Genomic DNA, 25114 nt, shown 5'->3' with positions numbered 1-25114 from the left:
ACCGCGTAGGCGGTCGCCGCCGGCGCCGCTGTGGCTGTGGTTGTGGCTGTGCCTCAGACCGCCGGCACGTGGAAGAAGGTGTCGCGCGCGGCGATGCGGCCCTGCGGCGTCATCCGGAAGAAGTCCGCGAACCGCAGCTCGACCTCGCCGCCGTCGTGCAGCACGCCGCGGAACAGGCCGTGCACCGCCACCTCGTCGCCGGTGGTGACCACGGTGGCCAGGGTGTGGGTGCCGGCGCGGATCACCCGCTGGTCGCGGTAGAAGCGCTCCAGTGCGGCGTGCCCGACCATGGGCGGGTACCCGGGGCGGTGGTAGCGGGCGTCGGGGGTGAACAGGGCGACCAGCGCGGGAACGTCGCCGGCGTCGACCAGCCGGTAGTACCGGCGGACCTGGGACTCCGCCGGCGCTACGGCGGTCGGTGCTTCCGGTGTCGCGGGCGGTGCCGGGGTGTCGTCGGGCTGGGAGAGGGTGTGGACCATGCCGAAGGTGCTTCCTGTGATCGCCCTCAGGGGCTCAGAGTCGGGTACGGGGTGAGAGGACCGGTACGGACGCGGCGTCCGGGGCCTCCTCCAAGGCTTCGACCAGGCGCGCCGGGGTGGGCGCCTGGAACAGGGCGCCGAGGGTGAGGTCCCGGCCGAACCGCACCCGCACCCGGTTGACCAGCCGGGTCGCCAGCAGGGAGTTGCCGCCGAGCGCGAAGAAGCCGTCGTCGACGCCCACCTCGGGCCGGCCGAGCACCTCGGCGAACAGCGCGCACATCGTCCGCTCCGCCGGGGTGCGCGGCCCGGGCCCGGACGGTGCCGGCTCGGGGTCGGGGACGGGCAGCGCGGCCCGGTCGATCTTCCCCCTGGGCGTCAGGGGGAAGGCGTCGAGCACGACGATCGCCGAGGGCACCATGTAGTCCGGCAGGGCCGCGGCGGCGTGCTCCCGTACCGAGGCCGGGTCGAGCGCCGGGTCTGGCCCCGGGGCCCCGGCCGGGACGACGTAGCCGATCAGACGCCGGCCGGAGGAGGCGCCCGGGCCGGCGACCACGGTCGCCTGGGCGACGGCGGGGTGCCCGGCCAGGACCGCCTCGATCTCGCCGAGTTCGATGCGGAAGCCGTGGAGCTTGACCTGTTCGTCCGCGCGGCCGAGGAACTCCAGCTCCCCCTCGGCGTTCCAGCGGACCACGTCGCCCGTGCGGTACATCCGCTCGCCCGGTTCGCCGAACGGGCACGGCACGAACTGGGCGGCCGTCCGGCGGGGGTCGTTCAGGTACCCGCGCGCCACGCCCGCCCCGGCGACGTACAGCACGCCGGCCACCCCCGGCGGCACCGGGGACAGCGCCTCGTCCAGGACGTACACCCGCCGGTTGTCCACCGGCCGGCCGAGGGGGACGACGTCGGGCACGGCCTGGCCGGGGCGGAGCACCCGGCGGGTGGTGAACGTGGTGGCCTCGGTCGGGCCGTACCCGGCGACCACCACGGAGTCCGGGCAGCGGTCCAGGACGCGCCGCACCGCGTCGGCCGGCACGATGTCGCCGCCGGTCCACACCTGGCCGACCCCGGCCAGCGTGCCGGGGGACTCCTCGGCGAACACCCGGAACAGCCCGGCCGTCAGCCAGAGCGCGCCGACCCGGTGGTCGACGATCTGCCGGTGGAGGTCCGCGAGGGCCAGCTCCCCGGGCGGGGCCACGACCACCCGGCCGCCGTTGAGCAGCGGCACCCACCACTCGTAGGTCGAGGCGTCGAAGGCGTGCGGGGAGTGCGCGAGGACGCGCGGGCCGTCCTCCTCGCGCCAACAGCCTTGCGCGGTCAGGCTGATGACGTTGCGGTGGCTCAGGGCCACGCCCTTCGGCGTGCCCGTGGAGCCCGAGGTGTACAGGACGCAGGCCAGGTGGTCCGGGCGCAGCGGCACGACGGGGTCGGTGACCGGCTGGTCGGCGAGGCCGGGGTCGGCGTCGACGACGACCCCGGGGGTGCCGAGGGACGGCGCGTGCTCCCGGGTGGCCCGGTGGGTGAGCAGCACCGCCGCGCCGGTGTCGTCCAGGACGCGGCGCAGGCGGGCCGCCGGGGCCCGGGTGTCCAGCGGTACGTAGGCGCCGCCGGCCTTGGTGACCGCCAGGACCGCCACCACCACGTCGACGGAGCGTTCCATGAGCACGGCCACCGTGCTGTCGCAGCGGACACCGAGGGCGATGAGCCGGTGGGCCAGCCGGTTGGCCCGGGCGTTCAACTCCGCGTAGGACAGGGTGGTTTCGCCGCACACCACGGCGGGCGCCTCGGGCCTGCGCGCGACTTCGACCGCGAAGGCCGCGGGCACCGTCGGGTGTGGCAGGGGCCGCGTGGTGCGGTTGGCGGCCACGACGGTCCGGTGCCGTTCCCCGGGGGTGAGGAGGTCGGGCCGGCCGATCGGCCGGTCCGGGTCGGCGGCGGCCACCGCGTCCAGGAAGCGGAGGAACCGCTGCTGGTGGCCGGTGAGTTCGGCCTCGGTGTAGAGCGCGGGGTTGGCGTCGAGGTCGAGCCGGGGCTCGGTGCCGTCGGAGCGGTCGTAGACGGAGAAGGAGAGGTCCTCGACCGGCCCGTTGGACAGGTTGTGCACGGTGGCCCGGACGCCCGCGAAGTCCAGGTGGTAGTAGAAGGACATGATGTTGACGACGGGCCCGAACAGGACCCGCTCCGACCGGGCCGGGTCCAGTTCCCTGCGCAGGTCCTCGCTGCGGTGGCGCTGGTGCCCGCGCTGGGCGGCGACCTCCTCGGCCACCTGTCGCGCGAGCGCGGGCAGGCCCTGTTCGGGGTGGACGCGCAGCCGCAGCGGCACCACGTTCGCCACCATGCCGGGGACGGCCGGCGCGGCGGAGCCGGTGCGCCCGGTCACCGGCATGCTGAGCACGATGTCCCGTTCGCCGCTGAGGCGGTGGAGGTACGCGGCGACCGCGGCGGTGAAGGCGGTGGGCCAGCTCGCCCCGGCGGGTCGCGCGGCCCGCCGCAGCGCGGCCAGGGTGGGCGCGTCGAGACTGCCGGTCCGCCGCAGGAAGCCGTCCGAGGCGGGCGCCGAGCGGCTGGCGAGGCTGACCGGGTCCGGTCGTCCGGCCAGCCGGGCCGCCCAGAACTCCCGGTCCCGCTCGGGCTGTTCGGAGGCGTGGTAGGCGGCGTCGTGCGCCAGCAGGGCGCTCAGCGGCCCGAAGGCCGGCCCTGCCCCGGCCCGGCCCCCGACCAGTCCGGTGTAGGTCTTGGCGACGCGGCGGGCGATGAGCGACATGCTGAAGCCGTCGACCACGATGTGGTGGACGCGCTGGTACCAGAGGAAGCGGTCCGGCGCGACGGCGAACAGGGCCTGGCGGAACAGCGGGTCCCGGGTGAGGCCGAGCGGGGTGGACAGGTCGGCGCGCATCCAGCGCTCGGCCTCCCCCAGCGGGTCCGGTGCCGAGGTGAGGTCGACGTGGTGAATCGTCCAGTCGGGCAATGGGGTGACGACCTGCCGGGGGCCGTCGGCGCCGTCGGTGAGGCGGACGCGCAGGGACTCGGTCTCGTCCACCACGCGCCGTACGGCCGTCTCGAACAGCTCCGGGTCGATCGGCCCGGGGATGTCCACGTACTCGCCGGTGTTGTAGGCGGGGCTGCCGGGGCGCAGGTGGTGGGCGAACCAGATGCCGGACTGCGCCGACGACAGCGGCAGCTCGTTCTCGTCGCTCATCCGAGCTCCTCCAGGACGGCCGACAGCGCGTCGGCGAAGGGGGCGACGTGCGGCGGCGACAGCATGTCGTGGTGGTTGCCGGGGACCTCGACGACGCTCAACGCCCCCCGGGTGCGGTCCCGCCACCGGGCGGGGACCACGACCGGGCCGCCGAGTTCGGGGTGGGTCTCGGCGCTGGTGAACAGGTGGATCGGTGTCCGCAGCCGTGCCGTCGACCGGTAGCGCCGGGCGGCGGCGCCGTTGGCGGTGAACACCCGTGCCATGCGCCGCAGTTGTTCGGTGCGCACGTGCGAGGGAAGGTGCTCGCGGCCGTCCGCGTCGTGGAGCAGCAGGGCGAGGGCGGCCTCCTCGTCGAGCTCGTGGAGGTCCCCGTCCGCCCCGTCGGCGGCTTCACCGGTGGACGCGGTGGACGCGGGCGCTCCGACGTCGATGATCCCGAGGAACCCCGGGGGGTTCCCCTGCTCCTCCAGCAGGCGGGCCAGCTCGAAGGCGACCAGCCCGCCGAAGGACCAGCCGGCCAGCAGGTACGGGCCGTCGGGCAGGACGGACCGCAGCTCGCGCAGGTAGCGCTGCGCCAGCTCCTCGACGGTGGCCAGGGGCGGCTCGTCGGTGTTGTAGCCGACGGCCTCCAGGCCGTAGACGGGCCGGGCGGCGTCAACCGGGGATTCGGCGAGCTGTCCGGCCAGGTGGAGGAAGGAGCACACGTCGCCGCTCTGCGGGTGCACCAGGATCAGCGGCGCCCGGCGGCGGTCCCCCTCGGCCAGCGGAACGACCAGTCGGCGCAGGGCCCGCGCCGCGTTGGGCAGTTCCGCGCACAGCCCCTCGACGGTGGGGTGGCGGAACACCGTGTTCAGCGGCACGGTCACCCCCCACTCCCGCCGGACGGCCTCCACCAGCTCGACCGCCCTCAGGGAGTGCCCGCCCAGCGCGAAGAAGTCGTCCCGGACGCCGACCCGCGGGGTGCCCAGCACGCGCTCCCAGATCCTGGTCATCAGGAGTTCCGGCAGGTCCCGCGGCGGGAGCGCACCGGCCGCGTGGTCGTGGCGGGCGGGCTCGGGCAGGGCCGCACGGTCCACCTTGCCGTTGGTGGTCAGGGGGATCCGGTCGAGCGCGGTCAGCGTCGTGGGCACCATGAACTCGGGCAGGGTCTCGCGCAGGGCGCGCCGCACGGCCGCCAGGTCACCCGGCCCGTCCTGCCACACCAGGTAGCCGGCCAGTTCGGCGTCCGCCCCGCCGCCGCGCACCGTCACCGCGGCCCTGGCGACACCGGGCTGCGCGCACAGCGCGGCCTCGATCTCGCCCAGCTCGATGCGGTACCCGCGGATCTTCACCTGCTCGTCGGTGCGGCCGAGGAAGACCAGGCTGCCGTCCGGCAGGTACCGCGCCAGATCGCCGGTCCGGTACAGCCGGCCGCCGTCCGCGCCGAACGGGTCGGGCACGAAGCGCTCGGCGGTCAGCCCCGGCCGGTTGGCGTACCCGCGGGTGACGCCGACCCCGCCGATGTGGATCTCCCCCGGGACGCCGACGGGCACCGGGGCGCCGGCCGGGTCCAGCAGGTAGATCCGGAGGTTGCCGAGCGGCCGGCCGATCGGCACGGACCCGCCCGGCCGGGCCAGGTCCCGGTCGGCGTCCACCCGCCGGGTGACGCAGCCGACGGACGCCTCGGTGGGACCGTAGCCGTTCCAGAGCGTGGAGACCCGGTCGAGGAGCCGCCGGGCCAGGGCGGGCTGGAGCGGTTCGCCCACGCAGATCGCCTGGAACCGGCCGCCCTGCCAGCCGCCGTCCAGCAGCAGGAGCCAGGTGGCCGGGGTGGCCATGAGCGTGGTGACGCCGAACTCGCGCATCATCTCCGTCAGGCGCGGGCCGTCGACCGCGACCTCCGACGGGGCGATCACCACGCTCGCGCCCCAGGCCAGCGGCATGAGCACCTGGGGGACGATGACGTCGAAGGAGATCGAGGCCACCGAGGCGACGACGTCGGACCCGTCGAGGTCCAGCTGGCGGCCGCGGACCACCAGGTAGTTGACGACGCCCTCGTGCGGGACCAGCACGGCCTTGGGGCGGCCGGTCGAACCGGAGGTGTAGATCGAGTACGCCAGGTCGGCGGGCGTCGCGAGCGGCGGCAGCCGGTCCTCGGGCAGGGCCGCGACGAGCGGGGCCTCGGCGTCCAGCCACACCGTCTCGGCGCCGTGCTCCGGCAGCCGGTCGGCCAGGGAGCGCCGGGTGAGCAGCAGCGGCACGTCGGCGTCGGCGAGCATGAACGACATCCGCTGGGCCGGGAGGTCCGGGTCCAGCGGCAGGTAGGCGGCGCCCGACTTGAGGACGGCCAGCAGGGCCACGACCAGCTCCGCCGAGCGCGGCAGGCAGACACCGACCAGGCGTTCCGGCCGGGCTCCCCGGGCTCGCAGGTGCCGGGCCAACCGGTTGGCCCGGCCGTCGAGTTCCCGGTAGGTCAGTCGCTCGCTTCCGCAGCGGACCGCCACCGCCTCGGGGGTCAGCCGGGCCCGCTCCTCGACCAGCTCGTGCACGCAGAGCTCGGCGGGGAAGGGTTCGTCGGTGGCGTTGGCGGCCACCAGCAGCGCCTCGCGCTCGGCCTCGGTGAGCAGGTCCAGGCGGGAGACGGGACGGTCGGGGTCGTCGGCCGCGGCGTCCAGCAGCCGGAGGTAGTGGCCGACCAGGCGCTCCACGCTCGCGCGGTCGAACAGGGCGGTGTCGAAGGCCACGGTGCCGGTCGTGCCTGCCGCACTGCTTGTCCCGCTCGTGCCGGCCGTGCCGTCCGGACCGCTCGGCCGGTCGGCGATCACCAGGCTGAGGTCGACCTTGGCCGTGCCGTTGTCGACCTCCAGCTGTTCGACCTCCGCCCCGGCCAGCCGGAGGGAGGCGGTCGGGTCGGACAGGCCGGCGACCATCACCTGGAACAGCGGGTTGCGGTCGAGGCCGCGGGCCGGCCGCAGCTCCTGCACCAGCCGCTCGAACGGCACGTCCTGGTGCGCGTAGGCGTCCAGGGCGGTCCGGCGGACCCGGTCGAGCAGTTCGGCGAAGCCCGGGTCGTCCGCGAGGTCGGTGCGCAGGACCACGGTGTTGATGAACGAGCCCACCAGCGGGTCGAGTTCCGGCCGGGTGCGGCCCGCGACCGGCGTGCCGACCGCCACGTCGGACTGCCCGCTGTAGCGGGCGAGCAGGGCCTGGAACCCGGCCAGCAGGGTCATGAACATCGTCGCGCCGTGCCGCCGGCCCAGCAGCCGCAGCCGCTCGGCCAGTTCCTCGGGCACCGTGAAGGTGATCCGCTCGCCCCGGCCCGTACGGACCGGTCCGCGCGGACGGTCGGTGGGCAGGTCCAGCGGCGACATCCCGGACAACTGCGCGCTCCAGTAGTCCAGTTGGCTCTGCAGGCGGTCGCCGGAGAGCCGGGTCCGCTGCCAGTGGGCGAAGTCCGCGTACTGGATCCGCAAGGGTGGCAGCTCGTGCTCGCGGCCTTCCAGCCGGCTCCGGTACATCGCCGACAGGTCGTCCCACAGCAGCGGCATCGACCAGCCGTCGACCGCGATGTGGTGGACGACCACCACCAGGAGGTGCTCGTCCTCGTCGACCCGCAGCAGCGACGCGCGCAGCAGCGGGGCGGCGGCCAGGTCGAAGGGGCGCAGGATCTCGGAGTGGACGAGGTCGAGGGCGAGTTCCGTCCGGCGTTCCGCGGGCTCGGTCCGCAGGTCCGTGACGGGCAGGTCGACCGGCCGGGCCGGCTCCACCGAGGGGACGGGGCGGCCGTCCTCCTCGGGGAAGGCGGTGCGCAGGACTTCATGGCGCCGCACCAGATCGGTGAGGCTGTGGCCGAGGGCGGCCACGTCCAGCGGGCCGCGCAGCCGGAAGACCTCGTGGACGTTGTACAGCGCGGGGCCGTCGGACAGCCGCTCGATCAGCCACATGCGTTCCTGGGTGAACGACGGCACCCGCGGACCCTCCGGGCGGGGCGGGACCGCGGCCTCCGGCTCGCCCTCGGCTGCCCTGCTCCGGGCCGCGCGGACGCGTTGGTCGAGCAGGGCGCGTAGGCCGGCCCGCGTGGGAGCGGTCGGCTGGCCGGGCTTTTCGGGGCGACTGTGATGTGCCTTCACGGGTGACGGGCCTTTCCGGCGGGGAGCGGTTCCGCCTCGGCTTCGCCGAGGTCCGCCAGCAGCGCCGCGTCGATGCCGTCGGCGAGTTCGGCGACGGTCGGGTGGTAGAAGAGCAGGACGACCGGCAGTTCGAGGTCGAGCGCCCGGCCGAGCCGGGACATGACCTTCGAGGCGAGCAGCGAATGGCCGCCCAGTTCGAAGAAGTCGCTGTGCACGCCGTCCGGGGTGACTCCGAGCACCTCGGCCCAGGTCTCCAGCACGAGGAGTTCGGTCTCGGTCTCGGCGGCGCCGGCCTGGGAGGCATCGGGCCGCGGGGCCGCGGGGTGCACGGTGGGGGCAGAGGCGCCCACGCGGAGGCCGGGCGGGGTCTGCCAGGCCGAGATCGGCCGTTCGGGAGCGCCGACGAGGTGGTCGAGCAGTGCTGTGAAGCCCTCGGCGAGCCGCAGCACCGTGTCGCGCTCGAAGAGGTCGGCGGCGTAGCGGATGACGCCGGTGAGGCGGTCGCCGAGGTCCGTCAGGGAGACCTCGATGTCGAACTTGGCGACGTCGTTCGGTATCTGATGGCTGCTCACCTCCAGCCCCGGAAGGCCGGACGGGAGCGCGGGCGGATCCTCCAGCTGGAACATGACAGTGACCAGCGGGTGCTGGCCGAGGTCGCGCTCGGGCCGCAGCTCCTGCACCAGCCGCTCGAAGGGGACGTCCTGGTGGGCGTAGGCCTCCACCGCGCACCGCCGCACCCGGGCGAGCACGTCGGTGAAGCCGGGGTCGCCGGACAGGTCGGTGCGCAGGACGAGGGTGTTGACGAAGAAGCCGACCAGCGGCTCCACCTCGATCCGGGTCCGCCCGGAGATCGGGGTGCCCACCGTCACGTCGTCCTGTCCCGTGCAGCGCGCGAGCAGGACCTGGAAGGCGGCCAGCAGCGTCATGAACGGCGTCACCTCGTGGGTGCGCCCCAGTGCGCGGATCCGGTCGGCGAGTTCCGCCGGGATCTCGATCTCGACCTGGTCGCCCCGACCGGACCACGCCGCGGGGCGCTCCCGGTCCGTCGGGAGCACCGAAGGGGCCAGGTCGGCCAAGTGCTCTCGCCAGTAGTCGAGTTGGCCCTGCAGCGCGGTTCCGGCCAGGTGGTTCCGCTGCCAGTGCGCGAAGTCGGCGTACTGGACGGGCAGGTCCGGCAGGGCGATCGGCCGGCCGTCGACGGCGGCGCCGTACCCGGCGGAGAACTCCTGCCACAGCACCGGCAGCGACCAGCCGTCGCAGGCGATGTGATGGATCACCAGGACCAGCAGGTGGTCGTCGGGGGCGACGCGGATCAGTCGGGCCCGCAGCATCGGGGCGGCGCCGAGGTCGAAGGGGGCCGCCAGGTCGGCGGCCACCAGCTCCCGGGCCCGCTGCCAGGCCTGCTCCGCCGGGGTGTGCGCCAGGTCGGTGATCGTCGGCACGAAGGTCTCGACCGGCTCCGTGACGTGGCACGGGCCGTCCTCGGAGTCGACGATCCTGCCGCGCAACACCTCGTGGCGCCGCACGACGTCGGTCAGCGCCCGAACGAGCGCCTCCTGGTCCAGCCGGCCACGCAGGCGGACCGCGGTCGGGACGTTGTGGTCCGGCAGGCCCGGCCGCAGCCGGTCGAGGAACCACAGCCGTTGCTGGGCGAAGGACAACTGGGTCGGAGCGTGCGCGCTCCGATCGGAGCCAGGCATGACGGATCCACCTTTCACGGCGATCGGGAGCGCTAAAGCACCCCGGAAATCCCCTCGCCGATTCGCTTCTTCGCGAACAGTACGGCGGATACTAGGCAGCTCCCGTCTCACTCCGCAAGACAGAGAAGGGGGTCGAAGGCATCAGGACAATCTTTACGCCAGACCCCGCTAATCCTTATGTAGATTGAACACGCTCGACGGCTAGCATCCGCGCGCCCGACCTCCACACCCTCCCTGACGTGCCGTCATGGTGTAGATCGAGCACACCACTTCCGTGGACGAGCGCCACGTGATAATTCTTCTTTCGCCGGGAAGGCGGCCGGACGGGCCCCTTTCGTGTCGGCCCTTCATTGTTCCGAAAAAGATCGGTGAACCCGTTGCATGAACTCATCCGTTGTCTATAGAGCCCACCCCGTTGCATGAACTCGGAGAAGTCATGATGCAGCAGAACCTGGTGGGTTCATTCGTCTCGCACGCCACCGACCACCCCGGTGATCCGGCCCTGGTGTGGCACGGGGAGGAGACGACCTACCGCGAACTCCACCGGGCGGCGGAGCGGGAGCGCCTGCGGATCGCCCGGCTCGCCCCGGACGGCGACGAGCCGATCGGCATCCCGGCCGCCAAGTCGCCCTCGACGATCGCCCTGGTGCTCGCCTGCCTGCTGGAGGGGCGGCGCTTCCTGCTGCTGCCGGCGCCCGTACCGGAAGGAGGGACCGCCCACGCGCCAGCCGAGCGGGCCGGCATCCGGCACGTCCTCTCGCCGGAGGACCCCGGTCCGGACGCCCGGGAGCGGCCGGCCGAACCGAAGCCGCCACGCACCACGGAACCCGCCGACGTCTCCTTCATGTTCACCACCTCCGGTTCCACCGGGCGGCCGAAGATCGTGCCGCTGAGCACGGGCGCGGTGGACCGCTTCACCACCTGGGCCGGCGAGCGGTTCGGCATCCGTCGGGGAACGACGGTCCTCAACTACGCGCCGCTCACCTTCGACCTGTGCCTGCTGGACATCTGGGCCACGCTCAAGCACGGCGGCCGCGTCGTCCTGGTCGATCCGGCCCGGGCCACCCAGCCGGGCCACCTGCTGGACCTGCTCTCCCGCCACGAGGTCCAACTCGTCCAGGCGGTACCGATGTTCTACCAACTGCTGGTCGACGCGACCGCGCAGAGCGGCCGCCGGCTCGGCACCGTCGAGCACGTCGTCTTCACCGGCGACAGCCTGCCCGCCCGCTGCCTGGCCGAACTTCCGCGCCTGTTCCCCGGCGCGCGGCTCCACAACGTCTACGGCTGCACCGAGACCAACGACAGCTTCCTGCACGAGGTCGACGGCACCGAGCCGCCGGACGGCCCGGTGCCGATCGGGCGCCCGCTGCCCGGGGTCCACGCGGTGATCGTCGGTGATGACGGCGGGATCGTGACCGGGCCGGGCACCGGCGAACTCCACGTCGCGACGCCCTTCCAGACCGACGGCTACCTGGACCGGAGCCAGGACGCCGGCAGGTTCGCGACCCACCACCACGACGGGGAGACCCGGCGCTACTTCCGCAGCGGCGACCTCGTCCGGCGCGACGAGGACGGCCGCGTCACCCTGGAAGGCCGCAACGACCACCAGGTCAAGGTCCGCGGCACCCGGGTCAACACCCACGAGGTCGAACAGGTGCTGCTCGACCACCCCGAGGTCGTCGAGGCGGCCGTGGTGGCCGTACCCGACCCGGTGGCCGGCCGCCTGCTGCGCGGCCTGGTCCGCCGCGCCCCGGACAGCCGGCTGAACTCGCTGGCGCTGCGCCGGCACTGCGCACAGCGCCTCCCGCTCACCGCCGTCCCCTCGACCCTGCGGATCGTGGACGACCCGCTGCCCAGGACGTCCACCGGAAAGATCGACCGCGCGCCCGTCGAGCGCGACTGCTCCCCCTCCCAGCCCACCGAAGGAACGGCCACGTGAACCACGCCGCGGTAGTCACCCAGTTCATCATCGAGGAGTTCCTGCCCGACGTCGGCCCGAACGAGCTGGACGCCGACTACGACCTCGTGGACGGCGGGGTCATCGACAGCCTCGGCCTGCTCAAGACGATCGCCTGGCTGGAGGACCGCTTCGACGTGCGCGTCGAGGAGTTCGACCTCGACCCGGACAGCTTCCGCTCCGTCGGCTCGATCAGCAGGTTCATCGACCAGGCCCAGCCGCAGCGGACGGACGCCCTCTAGTCATGCACGAGGTGCTGCGAGCGCTGATCCGCCGGGACCGCGCCGTCGACCAGGAGCTGTGGGGGTCCTTCTGGGACCAGCTGCGGGACGGCGCCCTGCGGCCCGGCGAGACGGTGGCGCTGCTGTCCTCGCTGTCCACCCGGATGCCCGACCGGGACACGCTGGTCGCCATGCTCCGCTCGCTGGACGAGCGGCGGCCGGCCGTCGCCGCGCGGCTGGACGGCACGGCCAACATCGTCGGCACCGGAGGCGGGCCGGCCACGTTCAACATCTCCACCGCCGCGGCCTTCCTCGCCGCGGCCCTGGGCGTCCGTGTCGTCAAGACGGGCTCCCGCGCCTACACGAGCGCCTGCGGCTCCCACGACCTGCTCGACCGCCTTGGCATCGGACGGACCACCTCGTACGAGCGGACCGAGGAGCGGCTGGAACGCTTCGGCATCGCCTTCCCGGGGAACTTCGTCTACCCGCGGGAGGTGGCGCTGCTGGCCCGGAGCATCGTGCCGATGGACCTGCGGATGATCGGCGGGTTCATCAACTCCGTCGGGCCCTTCCTGGCCGCGGTGCCGGTCTCCGCCCAGCTCGTCGGCGTCTCGGACCGTTCACTGCTGCCGGCGCTGGGGAAGGTCGCCGCCACCGTCACCGACCGGAGGATCTGGCTCTGCTCCAACGAGCTGGGCATCGACGAGCTCGTCGGCTCCGTCGACAACCTCCTCCTCCCCAATGACGGCACCGACCCGATCCACCTGCCGGCCGAGGCTCCCACGAGCGCGACCGACACGATCGCCGAACTGCGGCCCGCCACCGGAGGAGAGGACGTGGTCGAGCACTTCCTCGGCGTGCTCTCCGGAACGGGGACGGCGCTCGCCACCCGGACCGTCTGCCTGAACGCCGCCGCCCTGGCCGTCGCGAGCGGGCTGATCGACGGGTGGCCGGAGGCGATCCGGGCGGCCGAGGACGCCCTGCGCGGCGGCGCCGCCCGCGACCTCGTCGACCGCCTCCGCACCCGACCGGCGCGTGCGCGGTGAGCGGGTTCTTCGCCCGCCGGCCACCGGACCGGCCCGGCCTGGCCGTGTTCCTCAACGCCGGGGACCCCCCGCTGCCCGTCCTGGCCGACGTGATGCGGATGCTCGACGACTGCCGGGTGGACTGCCTGGAGCTGGCGGTGCCCTTTCCGAACTCGGTCACCGACGGGCCCGTCATCCGCCGCTCGGCACAGCGGGCCCTGGCCGACGGCGTCGGACTCGACGAGGTGCTCGACTTCCTCGCCGGGGTCCTGCCCGGGCTGCGCCACCTGCGGGTGGCCCTGCTGGCCGACTGGAGCCACACGGTCAGGGCCCCGACCGTGCCCGGCTTCGTCCGGCGGGTCGCCGACGCGGGCGTCCACGGGCTGCTGGTCCACGGACTGCCGCCGCGGCTGCGGGCCGACTGCCTCGACGCGGTGCGCGAGGCCGGGCTGCCCCTGGTCGCCACCTGCTACGCCGCGTCGTCGCCCGAGGTGCGGGCCGCGGCCGCCGACTGCGCCACCGCGTACCTGTACCTGGTGGCCCACTACGGCCGCAGCGGCGGCGGGCTCACCGCCGACCACCGGGAGCTGGCCGCCGCGCTGGCCGCGCTGCGGCCGAGGACCACCGCACCGATCGCCGTCGGGTTCGGCGTCCGCTCCCGGGCGGACATCGACCTGCTGCACGGCCTCGGCGCCGACGCCGCGGTCGTGGGCAGCGCCGGGGTCGCCCGGATCGAGCACGCCCTCGCCGAAGGGGCCGACGTGGTCGAGGAGTTCCACACCTTCATCCAGACCGTTTCGCCGTACTCACCAAGCCGCCAGGAGGCACACCGATGATCGTCCGACACCTTGCCGACGTGAAGACCGTGGACTGGGGCAACGGGCTCAGCCGCAGGTTCCTGCTCGAGTCCGACGGCCTCGGCTACACGATGACGGACACCACCGTCCGGGCCGGCACCAAGTCGCGGCTGGAGTACCGCCGCCACCTGGAGGCCTGCTACTGCATCGAAGGGAAGGGCGAGGTCGTGGACACCGACGGCACCTCCCACCCGCTGGAGCCGGGCACGCTGTACGCGCTCGACCGCAACGACGCCCACTTCCTGATCGCGAGCCCGGAGGAGGACCTCCGCCTGGTGTGCGTGTTCTCGCCCGCGTTGCGCGGCGACGAGCGCCACAACCTGGACTCGGCCGACTTCTCCGAGTACTGACAGGGACGGACAGATGATCAGGTGGAACGCCGACCAGCTCGCCCTGGGCGAGGGGATCGCCCAGTGGTGCGAGGAGCTCAGCTCCGGCCATCTCGAAGGGGACGCCGAAGGCGCCTTCCCGTGGGACAAGTGGAAGCTGATCCAGAGGTCCGGGATCCTCGGCCTGCCGTTCGACGAGCAGTGGGGCGGGCTGGGCCAGGACCTGCTCACCACCATGCACGTGCTCGAACGGCTCGGCACCGGGTGCCGTGACGGCGGACTGAACTTCTCGGTCGCCACCCACCTGGTCGGCGTCGGGGTCCCGCTGCAACGGTTCGGCTCGCCGGAGCTCAAGGCGCGCCACCTGCCGGGGATCTGCTCGGGAGAGACGATCGGCGCGCACGCGATCAGCGAGACCGAGAGCGGCTCCGACGCGCTGGCGATGAGGACCACGGCCACCCGCGAGGGCGACGATTTCGTCCTGCGGGGCGGCAAGTCCTTCATCACCAACGGCCCGGTGGCCGACGTGTTCGTGGTGTACGCGCGCACCCATCCGAGCAGCGGCCCGCTCAGCATCACCGCCTTCGTCGTGGAGCGGGACACCCCGGGGCTCGTCATCGGGCCGCCCGTCGCCACCATGGGGCTGCGGACCGCGCCGCTGAGCGAACTGCACTTCGACGACTGCCGGATCCCCGCGTCCGCCGTGATCGGCCGGGTCGGCTCCGGGTTCCTGGTCCTGGACCACGTGATGAAGTGGGAGATCCTCTGCTCCTTCGTCATCAGCACCGGGCAGATGCGCCACCGGCTCGACCGCTGCGTCGAGTACGCCAAGGAACGCGTCCAGTTCGGCAGTCCGATCGGCTCGTACCAGTCGATCTCCCACAAGCTCGTGGAGATGAGCATCGGCCTGGACACCGCGCGGAAGTGGCTCTACGACACGGCCGTCCGGCTGACGCAGGGCGAGAACGTCACGAGGGACATCGCCGTCAGCAAGCTCCTCGCCAGCGAGAGCAACCTCTCCTCCGCCCTGGCCGCCGTGCAGATCTTCGGCGGCAGCGGCTACCTGGCCGAGTACGGGCTGGAGAAGGACCTGCGCGACGCCGTCGCCGGCCCGATCTACTCGGGCACGTCGGAGATCCAGCGCAACCGCGTCGCCGCCATGCTGGGGCTGTGACGCCCGATGCTGCTCAAGATCTGCGGAGCCGCCTCGGCCGAGGACGTGGCCTCGCTCGACCGGGCCGGCGCCGACCTCGTCGGCCTGTGGCACGGCGTCCCGAGGGGTCACGCCGACCTGACGCTCCATCAATTCACTGTGGTGGCAGACGCTGTCCATCGAACCGCGCGACTGCGCCCGGTCCTCGTGACCTTCCTCAACGACGCCGAGGCGCTGCGCGCGGCGACGGCCGCGGCCCGGGTGCCGTGGGTCCAACTGCACGGCTACCAGCCGCCGGGCCTGGTCCGCGCCCTGAAGGGCAGCACGGACCTCATCGTGGTCAAGGTGCTGCACCTCGGTGCGGACACCCGCGCGGAGCTGTCCCTGATCCCGGCGTACGAACGGGCGGGAACGGACCTCTTCCTGCTGGACGCGGTGGCCGGGGACGGCCGGATCGGCAGCACCGGGCAACCGGCCGACTGCGCGGCCGTCCTCGGGATCGCGGACCGCCTCTCGCGCCCCTTCCTGCTGGCCGGCGGCCTCTCGGCCGACAACCGGGAGGCCTACCGGGCGGTGCTGGACCACCCCCTGTTCCTGGGCATCGACGTGGACACCGCGGCCAGGGACCCCGACGGACGGCTGAGCACCGAGCGGGTCACGGCCGTACGGCGCGGCTGGCGGGTGCCGGACGGCGCCGGGGCGGCCGGGAGGCCCGGATGACGGCCGCGTTCATCGAGGCGCTGCTGGACGCCCGCCGACCGGTGATCATGGAGCTCAAGCGCCAGGACGGCGCCGGGCAGGACCTGTTCGGCGACAGGTCGGCCGCCCGGCTGGTCGCCGACTACCAGGAGGTCGGCGCCCCCTGCCTGTCCGTGGTGACCGGGCGGTGGTTCGGCGGCACCCCGGAACTGCTGCGCGAGGTCGTGGCGGCGACGGACCTGCCCGTGCTGCAGAAGGACTTCATCACCCGCCGGAGCCAACTGCACCAGGCCCGGGAGAGCGGCGCGGCCGCGGTCCTGCTCACCGCCGCGCTGCTGCCGCGCGCCACCCTGGGCCACCTGGTCGAACTCGGCCTGGGCCTGGGCCTGACGCCGTTCGTCGAGGTCGTCACCGAGGAGGAGATCAGCCGTGTGCCACGCGCCGAGGAGTGCGTGATCGCGGTGAACAACAAGGACATCGGCGACCGCGAACGCGGCGCCGGCGACCTCGGGCGGAGCTCGGCGCTCCTGCCCGCGGTGCTGGGCAGCGGCACCCGGTGCCCGGTGAGCGCCGGAGCCGTCCGCTCCCCCGAGGACGCGGCCCGCCTGCTCCAGGAGGGCTTCGCCGGTGTGCTCATCGGGACGGGCCTCCTGCTCGCCCCCAGCCTGCCTGGCTGGCTGGACGGCCTCGACGCCCACCGCGGCACCGCGTCGGCCCTCGCCACGAACCGGCTCCACCCCCAACCATCGACATCCGGAGGTAACGGCATGACCAGCGAAGCACCCGAGCAGTGGAAGGTCGTCGTCAACGACGAGGAGCAGTACTCGATCTGGTCCGCCGACCGCGAGACCCCGGCGGGCTGGCACGAGGACGGCGTCCGGGGCGCGAAGGACGACTGCCTCGCGCACATCGAACGCGTCTGGACCGACATGCGCCCCCGCAGCCTGCGCCTGCGGTCCGTCCCGGAGGAAGGTGGTGCGCAGTGAGCCGGACGCTCGCGCCGCACGGTGCGCGCCCCGCGACCGGGCCCGTGCTCTCCACCACCCTGAACCTCCCGGAGTGCCGGGCCCGGGGCTGGGTCGTCGTCGACTCCATGGTCGACGGCCTGGCCATGGGCGGAACCAGGATGACCCCGACGGTGACCGAGCGGGAGCTGGCCGGGCTCGCCCGGGCGATGACCCACAAGCTGGCGCTGGTCGGCCTGCCCATCGGCGGCGCCAAGGCCGGCATCGCCCCCGATCCGGGCGCCGCCGTCGAACGGCGGGCGGTGATGCGGGAGTTCGGCCGCGCCGCGGCCCCGCTGCTGCACGGCGGGGTGTACCTGGGCTGCGACCAGGGCACCACCTACGCCGACCGGCGGCAGGCCTTCGAGGCCGCCGGGTACGACGTCACCCGCCGCCCCGGCACCACCCGCCTCACCGTCGGCTGGGCCGAACTGTGGGACCACATGGCCGACATCACCGGGTTCGGCGTGGCCGTCGCGGTGCTCGGCGCCCTGCGCGCCTCCGGTGCGCGGACCCCGCAGCGCGTCGCGATCCAGGGCTTCGGCACCGTCGGGCGCGCGGTGGCCGACCACCTGGCCGCCCACGGCCACCTGGTGGTGGCGGTGGCCGACGTCCTGGGCACGGTCGAGGACCAGCGCGGACTGCCCGTCGCCGAACTCACCGCGCTCACCAGCAGCGACGGCACGATCGACCGGAGCCGGCTGCCCGCCCGGGTCACGGTCCACGGGCCCGGGCAGGCCTGGCTGCACGTCGACGCCGACGTGCTGGTGCTGGCGGCCTCCCCCGCCGCGGTCGACGAGGAGGCGGTGCCGGCGGTCCGGGCCCGCCTGGTGGTCGAGGGCGGAAACCTGAGCTGCACCGAACCGGCCCGCCGGCTGCTGCGCGAGGCCGGCCACACCGTCCTGCCGGACGTGGTCGTCAACGTCGGCGGGGCCGCGGCGACCGGGTGCGTGCTCACCGGGCTGGCCCCGTCCGACCTGCCGCTCCCCAAACTGTCCGGGTGGCTGCGCGACTGGGTCGCCGGCCGGGTCGCCAGGAACTGCGAGCTGGTGCAGGAGCTGAGCGCCTCGGGCAGCGCCGACCCGGTCGCCCAACTCCTCGGCTCGCGCGCGACCCCGCCCGGCGCCACCGGATCGGAGGTCCCGGCCGACCGGTGACCGGGCCGAGGGACGCGCCCCCGCGCCGCCCCGCGGAACGCTGCTTCGCAGCGGGGCGGCGCGGCGCGTCGGCTACTTGACCGAGCCTGCGGTGAGCCCGGAGACGACGTGGCGCTCGATCACCGCGAACAGCACGACGACCGGCACGATGGCCACCAGCGAGGCGGCGAACACGTAGTTCCACTGCACGCTGTAGGCGCCGATCATGTTGTTGATGCCGACCGTGAGCGGCTGCCGGTCGGGCGAGTTGGTGAGGGTCAGGCCCATGATGAACTCGTTCCAGGCCGAGATGAACGTGAAGATCACGGCGGTGACCACGCCGGGCAGCGCCAGCGGCAGGGTGACGCGGAACAGCGCGCCCATGCGACCGTTGCCGTCGATCATCGCGGCTTCCTCCAGCTCCCTGGGGATGGAGCCGATGTAGGCGCTCAGGATCCAGATCGCGAAGGCCAGGTTGAAGGCGGCGTTGGCGAGCACCAGGACGATCGGGGTGTCCAGCAGGTCCAGTGCGAAGAACTCCCGGTAGAGGCCGACCTGAAGGGCGGTGGGCTGGAACATCTGGGTGACCAGCACCAGCAGCAGGAAGGCCTTGCGGCCGCGGAAGCGCACCCGGGCGGTGTAGTACGCGGCGGGCAGGGCGACCAGCAGCACCAGCAGCGTCGAGCCTCCGGCCACCAGCAGGGTGGTCCGCAGGTTCTGGCCGAGCGTGGTGTCCGTCCAGACCCTGGTGAACGCGGAGAAGTCGAAGTGCGTCGGCAGGTAGGAGTTGTCCCGCAGCTGGCCGGCCGGGCGTCCGCCGGTGATCAGCATCTCGACGTACGGGAGCACGAAGAGCGCGGCGAGCGCCCAGGCCAGTGCGGTGAGCAGGACGGTCCGTGCGCGCGGGTGGTGCTTCGCCGGCGGCGACTGCGGGGTGGTCACCGGCCCTCCTCCCCGTTCCAGCGGCTGACCTTGAGGAAGACGGCCACCATGAGGACCACGACGACGAAGTTGACCACGGACATCGCGGCGGACTCGGCGACGTCGTAGCCGCGCAACATGTACATGAACACGGTGGTGGTGGCGGTGTCGGCGTTCGGGCCGCCCTGGGTCATGCCCCAGATGACCGGGAAGGAGTTGAAGACGTTGATCAGGTTGATCACCAGGCCGACCAGGAAGGCCGGGCGCAGCAGCGGCAGGGTGACCTTGCGGTAGGTCTGCCAGGGCGTGGCGCCGTCGACCCTGGCGGCCTCGTGGACCTCCTCGGGGATGGTCTGCAGGCCGGCCAGCAGGGTGTAGGTGGTGAACGGCAGTGAGACGAAGACGGCGACGAGCACCAGCCAGGGCTTCGCGTGGGCGGCGTCGCCGAGCCAGGCCTGGGAGCGGTCGATCAGGCCGAGGTCGAGCAGCAGCCGGTTGAACACGCCGGCGACCTGGTCGAGCATCCAGCGGAAGCCGATCGCGGTCATCAGTACGGAGGCGGCCCAGGGCGCGACGAGCGCCCAGCGGGTGACGCGACGGCCGGGGAAGTTCCGGTTGAACAACTGCGCCAGCGCGAGCGAGATCAGCATGGTCAGGCCGACGACGACGACCGTCCAGACGACGGTCCAGGTCAGCACTCCGGCCAGGCGGGGGTCTCCGAAGAGCTTGCGGTACTTGACCAGGCCGGCCGGGCCGTGGTCGGTGCCGGTGGTGTCGATCTTCCGCAGTGAGGTGGCGACCATCTCGACGACCGGCCACACGACCACGCCGAGGATGAGCACGATGGCCGGGGCCAGCCACGGCAGTGGCCCGAGCCGTTCGAACAGGGCACGGCGCCCGGGTGCGGGGCCCGGGCCCGGGGCCGACGGACGCTTCGGCGGCGCGGCCGGCCGGGCGGGTTCGCCGGGCCGGGCGTCTGTGCTGCTGGGGAATGACACGGTGTCGGGATTCCTTGTTCGCTCGTCCGGGTCACTCACCGGCCTGCTGCGCGGCCTTCTGGAGCGCGTCGAGGGTCTTCTTCGGGTCGCTGACCGCGCTGCCGATCTGCGTCTTGATCTGCGCGGAGACCGCCGGCCAGGTCGGGTCGCTGAGGGGGTAGAACGTGGCGGTGGGCAGGATCCGCAGGAACGGTGCCAGGGCCTGCTCGTCCGGGTCGGCCTGGAGCGCGGTGAGCGCGGACCGGGTGACCGGCAGCAGGCTGTACTCCTTGTCGAACCTCACCGCGTTGTCCCGGCCGTAAGCGAAGTCGAGGAAGGCCTTGACCTGTTCCTTGTGGCCGCCCTTCCTGAAGGCCATCATCCAGTCGGCGACGCCGAGGGTGGCCTTTCCGGTGCCGTCCTTGCTGGGCATCGCGGTCCAGGTGACGTCCATGCCCTTGAGGTCGTTCAGCTGGGTGGGGATGCCGTTGAGCATGCCGACCTTGCCGGAGGCGAAGTCCTTGGCCAGGTCGGTGCGGTTGACGGAGGCCGGGCTCTGCTCGGTCAGGCCGGCGTCCACCCAGCTCTTGAGCTGCCCGAAGGTGTCGACGTTGGCCTGCGAGTTGATGCTGTACCGGCCCTTGGCGTCCTGGTAGCCGCCGTGGTTCTCCAGCATCCAGATGAACGACTCGCCCTGCGCCTCCTCCTTGCCCAGCGGCACGCCGAGCGGGATCTCCACGCCGGCGTTCTTCAGCGCGGTGGCGGCGGTGGTGAGGTCGGCCCACGTCCTGGGCGGGGCGGCCGGATCGAGGCCGGCCTTCCTGAAGAGCTCGTTGTTGAACAGGAACATCCGGGCGCTGGAGATGAACGGGATGCCGTACCGGGTGCCGTCCTGCTCGCCGGCCTGCGCCATCGCGGGGAGCAGGTCCGCCGCGGTGCTGCCGGAGAGGACCTCCTGGGCCGGGTAGAGCTGGCCGTTCTTGGCGAAGTCCGCGTAGCCGCCGGTCTGCAGGACGTCCGGCTGGTTGCCGTTCTGCACCATCGTCTTGACCTGGGTGTCGATGTCGTTCCAGTTGATGACCTGGAGGTCGACCTTGATCTCGGGGTTCTGCTGCTCGAAGGCCGAGATCACGCCCTGCCAGTACGCCTGACTCGGGTTCTGGCCGTTGGAGCCGTAGTCGGCGGCGACGAACCTGATCGTCGTCACCCCGTCGGCGGAGGTCGAACCGGAGGCCGAGCCCTTGCCGCATCCGGACAGTGCGAGCGTTCCGGCCAGGGTGGCCGCGGACAGGGCGAAAAGGCGCCGCTTCATCTCTGGTACCGCCTTTGCGAGTGGGGGCCGACCCCGCGGTGGCCCGGGTGGGGGATGGTGCGACCTGCACGAAGCTGCGCTGCATGACCACTGTTTGCTCAACATCGAGCAGATACGCCGAACTGAGTTTGCCTCGCCGGCCGGGTGCCGCAAGGCACTCGGTGGATCAGTATTGCTCACAGATGACGCGTTGGGCTATGAATAGAGCAGTTTCAAGCAGATGCTTGCAGCAGAAAGCGGTGCTCGGTGCGGACCTGTCCCCGAGCGCGCCGCCCGTGCCCCCACCGAGGAGAGCCAGATGAGTCACGTCGAACGGGAGATCGCCAGCCAGCCGGAGTGCTGGCGCAGGGCACTGGAACTGGAGCCCGCAGGACTGCCCGAGCACGGCGAACGGGTGGCCGTGATCGGCTGCGGCACCTCGCTCTACATCGCGCAGGCGTACGCGGGCCTCCGCGAGGGTGCCGGCCTCGGTGAGACCGACGCCTTCGCGGCCTCCGAGTTCCCCGCGGCCCGGGCCTACGACCGTGTCGTCGCCATCACCCGCTCGGGAACCACGACCGAGGTGCTCGCCGCGCTGCAGCGCTGCGGCGGGACGCCGACCGTCGCGCTCACCGGCGACCTCGCCACCCCGATCGGCACGGCCGCCGGCACCGTGGTCGACCTGGAGTTCGCCGACGAGAAGTCGGTGGTGCAGACCCGCTTCGCCACCACCGCGCTGGCGCTGCTGCGCGGCCGCCTCGGGCTCGCCCCCGCCGACCTGGCCGCCCACGCCGAGCGGGCGCTGGCCGCCCCGCTGCCCGAACGGGCCACCGAGGCGGGCCAGTTCACCTTCCTCGGGACCGGCTGGACGGTCGGCCTGGCCCACGAGGCGGCCCTCAAGCTGCGCGAGGCCTCCGGGTCGTGGACCGAGTCCTACCCGGCCATGGAGTACCGGCACGGCCCGATCAGCGTCACCGGCCGCGGCAGCGTGGTGTGGTTCTTCGGCGAGCCGCCGACCGGGCTGGTCGACCAGGTCGAGCCGACCGGCGCCGTGCTGTCGGTGAGCGCGCTGGACCCGATGGCCGACCTGATCCGCGCCCAGCGGCTCGCCGTCGAACTGGCCAAGGGCCGCGGCCTGGACCCCGACCAGCCGCGCAACCTCACCCGCTCCATCGTGCTCACCCGGCCGTGACCGCGACGGCGATCGCCCTCGACGTCGGCGGAACCCACATCAAGGGCGCGGCGGTGGCCGCGGACGGCCGCCTCCGCCACACCGAGCGCTGGTTCACCCGCGCCGAACGCGGGCCGGAGGCCGCCCTCCAGACCGTCCTCGACCGCGCCGCCGAACTCGCCGGGCGCTTCCGCCCGGCCGCCGCGGGGATCGCCGTTCCCGGCATCGTCGACGAGGCGGCCGGCACCGCGGTGCTGGCCGCCAACCTCGGCTGGCGGGACCTGCCCGTCCGGCAGCTGCTGTCCGAACACCTGGGCATCCCGGTCGCGTTCGGGCACGACGTGCGGGCCGGGGGCATCGCCGAGGCCAGGGCCGGCGCCGGCCGCGGCAGCCGCGACTTCCTCTTCGTACCCGTCGGCACCGGGATCGCCGCCGCGCTGATGGTCGACGGGCGGCCGCTCACCGGCAGCCACACCCGGGCCGGCGAGCTGGGCCACCTGGTGGTGCGTCCCGGCGGCGAGCCGTGCGCCTGCGGCCGTCGCGGTTGCGTGGAGACCCTCGCCTCGGCGGCCGCCGTCGCCCGCCGCTACACCGCCGCCACCGGGGAGGCGGGCGTCACCGCCGAGCAGGTCGGCAGGCGCGCCGCGACCGGGGACCGCACGGCCGCCACCGTCTGGCGGGAGGCCGTCGACGCGCTCGCCGACGGCCTGGCGAGCGCGATCACACTGCTCGACCCCGAGCGGATCGTGATCGGCGGCGGCCTCGCCCGGGCGGGCGAGCCGTACTTCGCGCCACTGCGGGCGGCTCTGACGGCGCGGCTCTCCTTCCAGACGATGCCCGAGCTCCTGCCCGCCGAACTCGGCCACGAGGCGGGCTGTTTCGGTGCCGGACTGCTCGCGCGGGACCTTCTGGGCGAGGGAGCGGCGGCGTGATCCTCACCGTCACCCTGAACGCCGCCCTGGACATCACCCACCACCTGGACCGGATGCGCCCGCACGGCAGCAACCGGGTCCGGGCGGTGGCCCAGCGCGCGGGCGGCAAGGGCGTCAACGTCGCCCGGATCCTGCACGCCCTCGGCCACCCGACCGTGGTCACCGGCCTGACCGGCGGCCTCACCGGCCGGGCGATCCGCGCCGAACTGGCGTCCGCCGGCCTGGCCGACCGCATGCTGGCGATCGCGGGCGAGTCGCGGCGGACGGTGGCCGTGGTCGAGGAGGACGCCGGGGACACCACGATCCTGCTCGAACCCGGCCCGGTGGTGGGCGTCGGGGAATGGGCGCGGTTCCTCGACCACCTCGACACCCTGCTGCCGCACGCCGCGGCGGCGGTCCTCTCCGGCAGCCTGCCGCGCGGCGTGCCCGAGGACGCCTACGCCCACCTGCTCCGGCTCGCGCACGCGCACGGCGTCCCGGCGGTGCTCGACGCCGACGGGACGGCGCTGAGCACGGCGTTGGCGGCCGGACCGGCCCTGGTCAAGCCGAACGCGGAGGAACTCGCCGCCGCCACCGGCCTGGCCGATCCGGTGGCCGCCGCCCGCAGGCTGCGGACCGCGGGCGCCGGTGCGGTGGTCGCCTCACTCGGCGCCGACGGCCTCGTCGCCGTCACCCCGCACGGCGGTTGGCGCGCCCGCTCGCCCGAGCGCCTGGCCGGCAACCCCACCGGCGCGGGCGACGCCGCGGTCGCCGCGCTCACCCTCGGCCTGGTCCGCGGTGAGCCCTGGCCCGACCGGCTGGCCGAGGCCGTGGCACTGTCCGCGGCCGCCGTCGCCGCACCGCTGGCCGGCGACTTCGACCCCGCCCTCCACCACGCCCTGCGGTCCCGCGTGGACGTCCACCCCTTCGCCACCGAGGAGTCAGACCCATGCCCCTGAGCGGAACCGGCCCGATCGCCGCCGCCGCGGCCGAAGCCGCGTGCGGTGTCGGCGCCTTCAACGTCATCCAGCTGGAGCACGCCCAGGCGATCGTCGCCGGGGCCGAGGCCGCCGGTGCGCCGGTGATCCTGCAGATCAGCGAGAACGCCGTGCGCTACCACGGCGCCCTCGGGCCGATCGGCGCCGCCACGCTGGCCGTCGCCCGGGCCGCGCGGGTGCCGGTCGCGGTCCACCTGGACCACGCCACCTCCGTTGAACTCGTGGACCGGGCCGTGGAGTTGGGCTTCACCTCGGTGATGTTCGACGCTTCGGCGCTGTCGTACGCGGAGAACGTGCGGGCCACCGCCGAGGTGGTGCGCCGGTGCCACGCCGCGGGCGTCTGGGTGGAGGCCGAACTGGGCGAGGTCGGCGGCAAGGACGGCGTCCACGCCCCGGGGGTGCGCACCGATCCGGCCGAGGCCGCGGCGTTCGTCGCCGCCGCCGGCGTGGACGCGCTCGCGGTGGCCGTCGGCACCTCGCACGCGATGCCCACCCGCGACGCGGCGCTCGACTTCGAGCTCATCGGACGGTTGCGCCGGGCGGTGCCGGTCCCGCTCGTACTGCACGGCTCCTCGGGTGTGGCGGACGGGGACCTCACCGCGGCCGTGGAAGCCGGCATGACCAAGGTCAACATCGCCACCCACCTCAACCGGGTGTTCAGCACCGCCGTCCGCCGGGCCCTGGCCGACGACGCGCGGCTGGTCGACACCCGCCGCTACCTCGGGCCGGCCCGCGCGGCCGTCGCCGCCGAGGTCGCCCGGCTGCTCGGCGTCCTCAAGGCGACGGCACCGGCGCCCTGAGCCACCACCACCGCCCGCGGCCCGACCGGGACCACCACGACACACCACGGCCGCCCGTCCCCGCGTGGGGGAGGGCGGCCGTCGGCGTCGCTCAGGCGGGCTCGACGGTGGAGAACCTCTCGCCGCCGACGATCCACCGGCCGCGGCGCATCACCGCGACCAGGTCGTAGCCCTCCGAGT

The 25114-nt window shown here is 73.6% G+C and carries 20 protein-coding genes and 1 pseudogene; 14 read left to right on the top strand and 7 right to left on the bottom strand.

The genetic code is table 11. The features are described 5' to 3' along the window. Nucleotides 1–53 precede the first annotated feature (53 nt). The 4 genes from ACLWS4_RS28220 to ACLWS4_RS28205 form a co-directional block, all read right to left on the bottom strand. Nucleotides 54–479 carry a nuclear transport factor 2 family protein gene (locus ACLWS4_RS28220; protein ID WP_416875573.1) on the bottom strand — a complete coding sequence of 142 codons (426 nt, stop codon included), beginning with the start codon at nt 477–479 and terminating at the stop codon, nt 54–56. A gap of 34 nt (nt 480–513) precedes the next feature. Further along, nucleotides 514–3675 carry an amino acid adenylation domain-containing protein gene (locus ACLWS4_RS28215; protein ID WP_416875572.1) on the bottom strand — a complete coding sequence of 1054 codons (3162 nt, stop codon included), beginning with the start codon at nt 3673–3675 and terminating at the stop codon, nt 514–516. Then, a complete protein-coding gene (locus ACLWS4_RS28210; protein WP_416875571.1) occupies nt 3672–7622 on the bottom strand; it encodes a non-ribosomal peptide synthetase in 3951 nt (1316 codons plus the stop codon). The genes ACLWS4_RS28215 and ACLWS4_RS28210 overlap by 4 nt, the downstream gene beginning before the upstream one ends. A 158-nt stretch (nt 7623–7780) precedes the next feature. After that, on the bottom strand, nt 7781–9484 hold the full coding sequence (locus ACLWS4_RS28205) for a condensation domain-containing protein (RefSeq protein WP_416875570.1): 1704 nt from the start codon (nt 9482–9484) through the stop codon (nt 7781–7783). A 436-nt stretch (nt 9485–9920) separates the two neighbouring features. Between ACLWS4_RS28205 and ACLWS4_RS28200 the strand changes: the two genes are divergently transcribed. The 10 genes and pseudogenes from ACLWS4_RS28200 (at nt 9921) to ACLWS4_RS28155 (ending at nt 17886) form a co-directional block, all read left to right on the top strand. Then, on the top strand, nt 9921–11423 hold the full coding sequence (locus ACLWS4_RS28200; RefSeq protein WP_416875569.1) for an AMP-binding protein: 1503 nt from the start codon (nt 9921–9923) through the stop codon (nt 11421–11423). Then, nucleotides 11420–11683 (top strand): phosphopantetheine-binding protein, encoded by a 264-nt coding sequence (locus ACLWS4_RS28195; protein WP_074005830.1) that lies wholly within the window; start codon nt 11420–11422, stop codon nt 11681–11683. The genes ACLWS4_RS28200 and ACLWS4_RS28195 overlap by 4 nt, the downstream gene beginning before the upstream one ends. A gap of 2 nt (nt 11684–11685) precedes the next feature. Beyond that, nucleotides 11686–12708: an anthranilate phosphoribosyltransferase gene (locus ACLWS4_RS28190; protein WP_416875568.1), complete on the top strand. Its 1023-nt coding sequence runs from the start codon at nt 11686–11688 to the stop codon at nt 12706–12708. After that, nucleotides 12705–13523, top strand: coding sequence for a tryptophan synthase subunit alpha (gene trpA, locus ACLWS4_RS28185; protein ID WP_375874681.1), 819 nt, complete (start codon nt 12705–12707; stop codon nt 13521–13523). Before ACLWS4_RS28190 ends, trpA begins: the two co-directional genes overlap by 4 nt. After that, nucleotides 13520–13894 (top strand): ectoine synthase, encoded by a 375-nt coding sequence (locus tag ACLWS4_RS28180; protein ID WP_049650325.1) that lies wholly within the window; start codon nt 13520–13522, stop codon nt 13892–13894. Before trpA ends, ACLWS4_RS28180 begins: the two co-directional genes overlap by 4 nt. Before the next feature lie 13 nt (nt 13895–13907). After that, a complete protein-coding gene (locus ACLWS4_RS28175; protein ID WP_049650324.1) occupies nt 13908–15047 on the top strand; it encodes an acyl-CoA dehydrogenase family protein in 1140 nt (379 codons plus the stop codon). Nucleotides 15048–15053: 6 nt separating this feature from the next. Next, the gene (locus ACLWS4_RS28170; protein WP_416875567.1) at nt 15054–15746 is read left to right on the top strand and encodes a phosphoribosylanthranilate isomerase; all 693 of its coding nucleotides are present in this window, start codon (nt 15054–15056) and stop codon (nt 15744–15746) included. Then, nucleotides 15743–16324: pseudogene (locus ACLWS4_RS28165) on the top strand (indole-3-glycerol-phosphate synthase); the annotation flags it as partial. The gene ACLWS4_RS28170 and the pseudogene ACLWS4_RS28165, both read left to right, overlap by 4 nt. Nucleotides 16325–16492: 168 nt before the next feature. Further along, nucleotides 16493–16711: an MbtH family protein gene (locus ACLWS4_RS28160; protein WP_049650321.1), complete on the top strand. Its 219-nt coding sequence runs from the start codon at nt 16493–16495 to the stop codon at nt 16709–16711. Continuing rightward, the gene (locus ACLWS4_RS28155) at nt 16708–17886 is read left to right on the top strand and encodes a Glu/Leu/Phe/Val dehydrogenase dimerization domain-containing protein (RefSeq protein WP_074005824.1); all 1179 of its coding nucleotides are present in this window, start codon (nt 16708–16710) and stop codon (nt 17884–17886) included. Before ACLWS4_RS28160 ends, ACLWS4_RS28155 begins: the two co-directional genes overlap by 4 nt. A 72-nt stretch (nt 17887–17958) precedes the next feature. Here ACLWS4_RS28155 and ACLWS4_RS28150 read toward each other — a convergent pair whose 3' ends face one another. From ACLWS4_RS28150 to ACLWS4_RS28140, 3 genes are read right to left on the bottom strand one after another with little or no spacing between them, the layout of a single operon-like run. Then, nucleotides 17959–18807 carry a carbohydrate ABC transporter permease gene (locus tag ACLWS4_RS28150; RefSeq protein WP_416875566.1) on the bottom strand — a complete coding sequence of 283 codons (849 nt, stop codon included), beginning with the start codon at nt 18805–18807 and terminating at the stop codon, nt 17959–17961. Next, nucleotides 18804–19784 (bottom strand): carbohydrate ABC transporter permease, encoded by a 981-nt coding sequence (locus ACLWS4_RS28145; RefSeq protein ID WP_117486237.1) that lies wholly within the window; start codon nt 19782–19784, stop codon nt 18804–18806. The genes ACLWS4_RS28150 and ACLWS4_RS28145 overlap by 4 nt, the downstream gene beginning before the upstream one ends. Before the next feature lie 31 nt (nt 19785–19815). Further along, on the bottom strand, nt 19816–21075 hold the full coding sequence (locus tag ACLWS4_RS28140; RefSeq protein WP_416875565.1) for an extracellular solute-binding protein: 1260 nt from the start codon (nt 21073–21075) through the stop codon (nt 19816–19818). Nucleotides 21076–21373: 298 nt separating this feature from the next. On the opposite strand from ACLWS4_RS28140, the gene ACLWS4_RS28135 reads away from it, so the two are divergent. From ACLWS4_RS28135 to ACLWS4_RS28120, 4 genes are read left to right on the top strand one after another with little or no spacing between them, the layout of a single operon-like run. Continuing rightward, entirely contained in the window at nt 21374–22246 is an 873-nt protein-coding gene (locus tag ACLWS4_RS28135; RefSeq protein WP_416875564.1) for an SIS domain-containing protein, read from the top strand. Continuing rightward, the gene (locus ACLWS4_RS28130) at nt 22243–23157 is read left to right on the top strand and encodes an ROK family protein (RefSeq protein ID WP_416875563.1); all 915 of its coding nucleotides are present in this window, start codon (nt 22243–22245) and stop codon (nt 23155–23157) included. The genes ACLWS4_RS28135 and ACLWS4_RS28130 overlap by 4 nt, the downstream gene beginning before the upstream one ends. Further along, complete coding sequence (locus tag ACLWS4_RS28125; RefSeq protein ID WP_416875562.1) at nt 23154–24095, top strand: 1-phosphofructokinase family hexose kinase; 942 nt, start codon at nt 23154–23156, stop codon at nt 24093–24095. Before ACLWS4_RS28130 ends, ACLWS4_RS28125 begins: the two co-directional genes overlap by 4 nt. Then, nucleotides 24086–24934, top strand: coding sequence for a class II fructose-bisphosphate aldolase (locus ACLWS4_RS28120; RefSeq protein ID WP_416875561.1), 849 nt, complete (start codon nt 24086–24088; stop codon nt 24932–24934). Before ACLWS4_RS28125 ends, ACLWS4_RS28120 begins: the two co-directional genes overlap by 10 nt. Nucleotides 24935–25114 lie beyond the last annotated feature (180 nt).

It is taken from the genome of Kitasatospora sp. SC0581 (genome assembly GCF_048159585.1).
Classification (GTDB): Bacteria; Actinomycetota; Actinomycetes; order Streptomycetales; family Streptomycetaceae; genus Kitasatospora.
The sequence above is the reverse complement of the archived record's forward strand: the minus strand, read 5'-3'. Positions and strand labels throughout refer to the sequence as shown.

What these genes read in the sequence shown, in the direction of transcription:
- ACLWS4_RS28200 (WP_416875569.1), top strand. Translation starts at nt 9,921, where the DNA reads ATGATGCAGCAGAACCTGGTGGGTTCATTCGTCTCGCACGCCACCGAC.
- ACLWS4_RS28170 (WP_416875567.1), top strand. Translation starts at nt 15,054, where the DNA reads ATGCTGCTCAAGATCTGCGGAGCCGCCTCGGCCGAGGACGTGGCCTCG.
- ACLWS4_RS28140 (WP_416875565.1), bottom strand. Translation starts at nt 21,075, where the DNA reads ATGAAGCGGCGCCTTTTCGCCCTGTCCGCGGCCACCCTGGCCGGAACG.
- ACLWS4_RS28215 (WP_416875572.1), bottom strand. Translation starts at nt 3,675, where the DNA reads ATGAGCGACGAGAACGAGCTGCCGCTGTCGTCGGCGCAGTCCGGCATC.
- ACLWS4_RS28190 (WP_416875568.1), top strand. Translation starts at nt 11,686, where the DNA reads ATGCACGAGGTGCTGCGAGCGCTGATCCGCCGGGACCGCGCCGTCGAC.
- ACLWS4_RS28160 (WP_049650321.1), top strand. Translation starts at nt 16,493, where the DNA reads ATGACCAGCGAAGCACCCGAGCAGTGGAAGGTCGTCGTCAACGACGAG.
- ACLWS4_RS28175 (WP_049650324.1), top strand. Translation starts at nt 13,908, where the DNA reads ATGATCAGGTGGAACGCCGACCAGCTCGCCCTGGGCGAGGGGATCGCC.
- ACLWS4_RS28135 (WP_416875564.1), top strand. Translation starts at nt 21,374, where the DNA reads ATGAGTCACGTCGAACGGGAGATCGCCAGCCAGCCGGAGTGCTGGCGC.
- ACLWS4_RS28120 (WP_416875561.1), top strand. Translation starts at nt 24,086, where the DNA reads ATGCCCCTGAGCGGAACCGGCCCGATCGCCGCCGCCGCGGCCGAAGCC.
- ACLWS4_RS28205 (WP_416875570.1), bottom strand. Translation starts at nt 9,484, where the DNA reads ATGCCTGGCTCCGATCGGAGCGCGCACGCTCCGACCCAGTTGTCCTTC.
- ACLWS4_RS28220 (WP_416875573.1), bottom strand. Translation starts at nt 479, where the DNA reads ATGGTCCACACCCTCTCCCAGCCCGACGACACCCCGGCACCGCCCGCG.
- ACLWS4_RS28180 (WP_049650325.1), top strand. Translation starts at nt 13,520, where the DNA reads ATGATCGTCCGACACCTTGCCGACGTGAAGACCGTGGACTGGGGCAAC.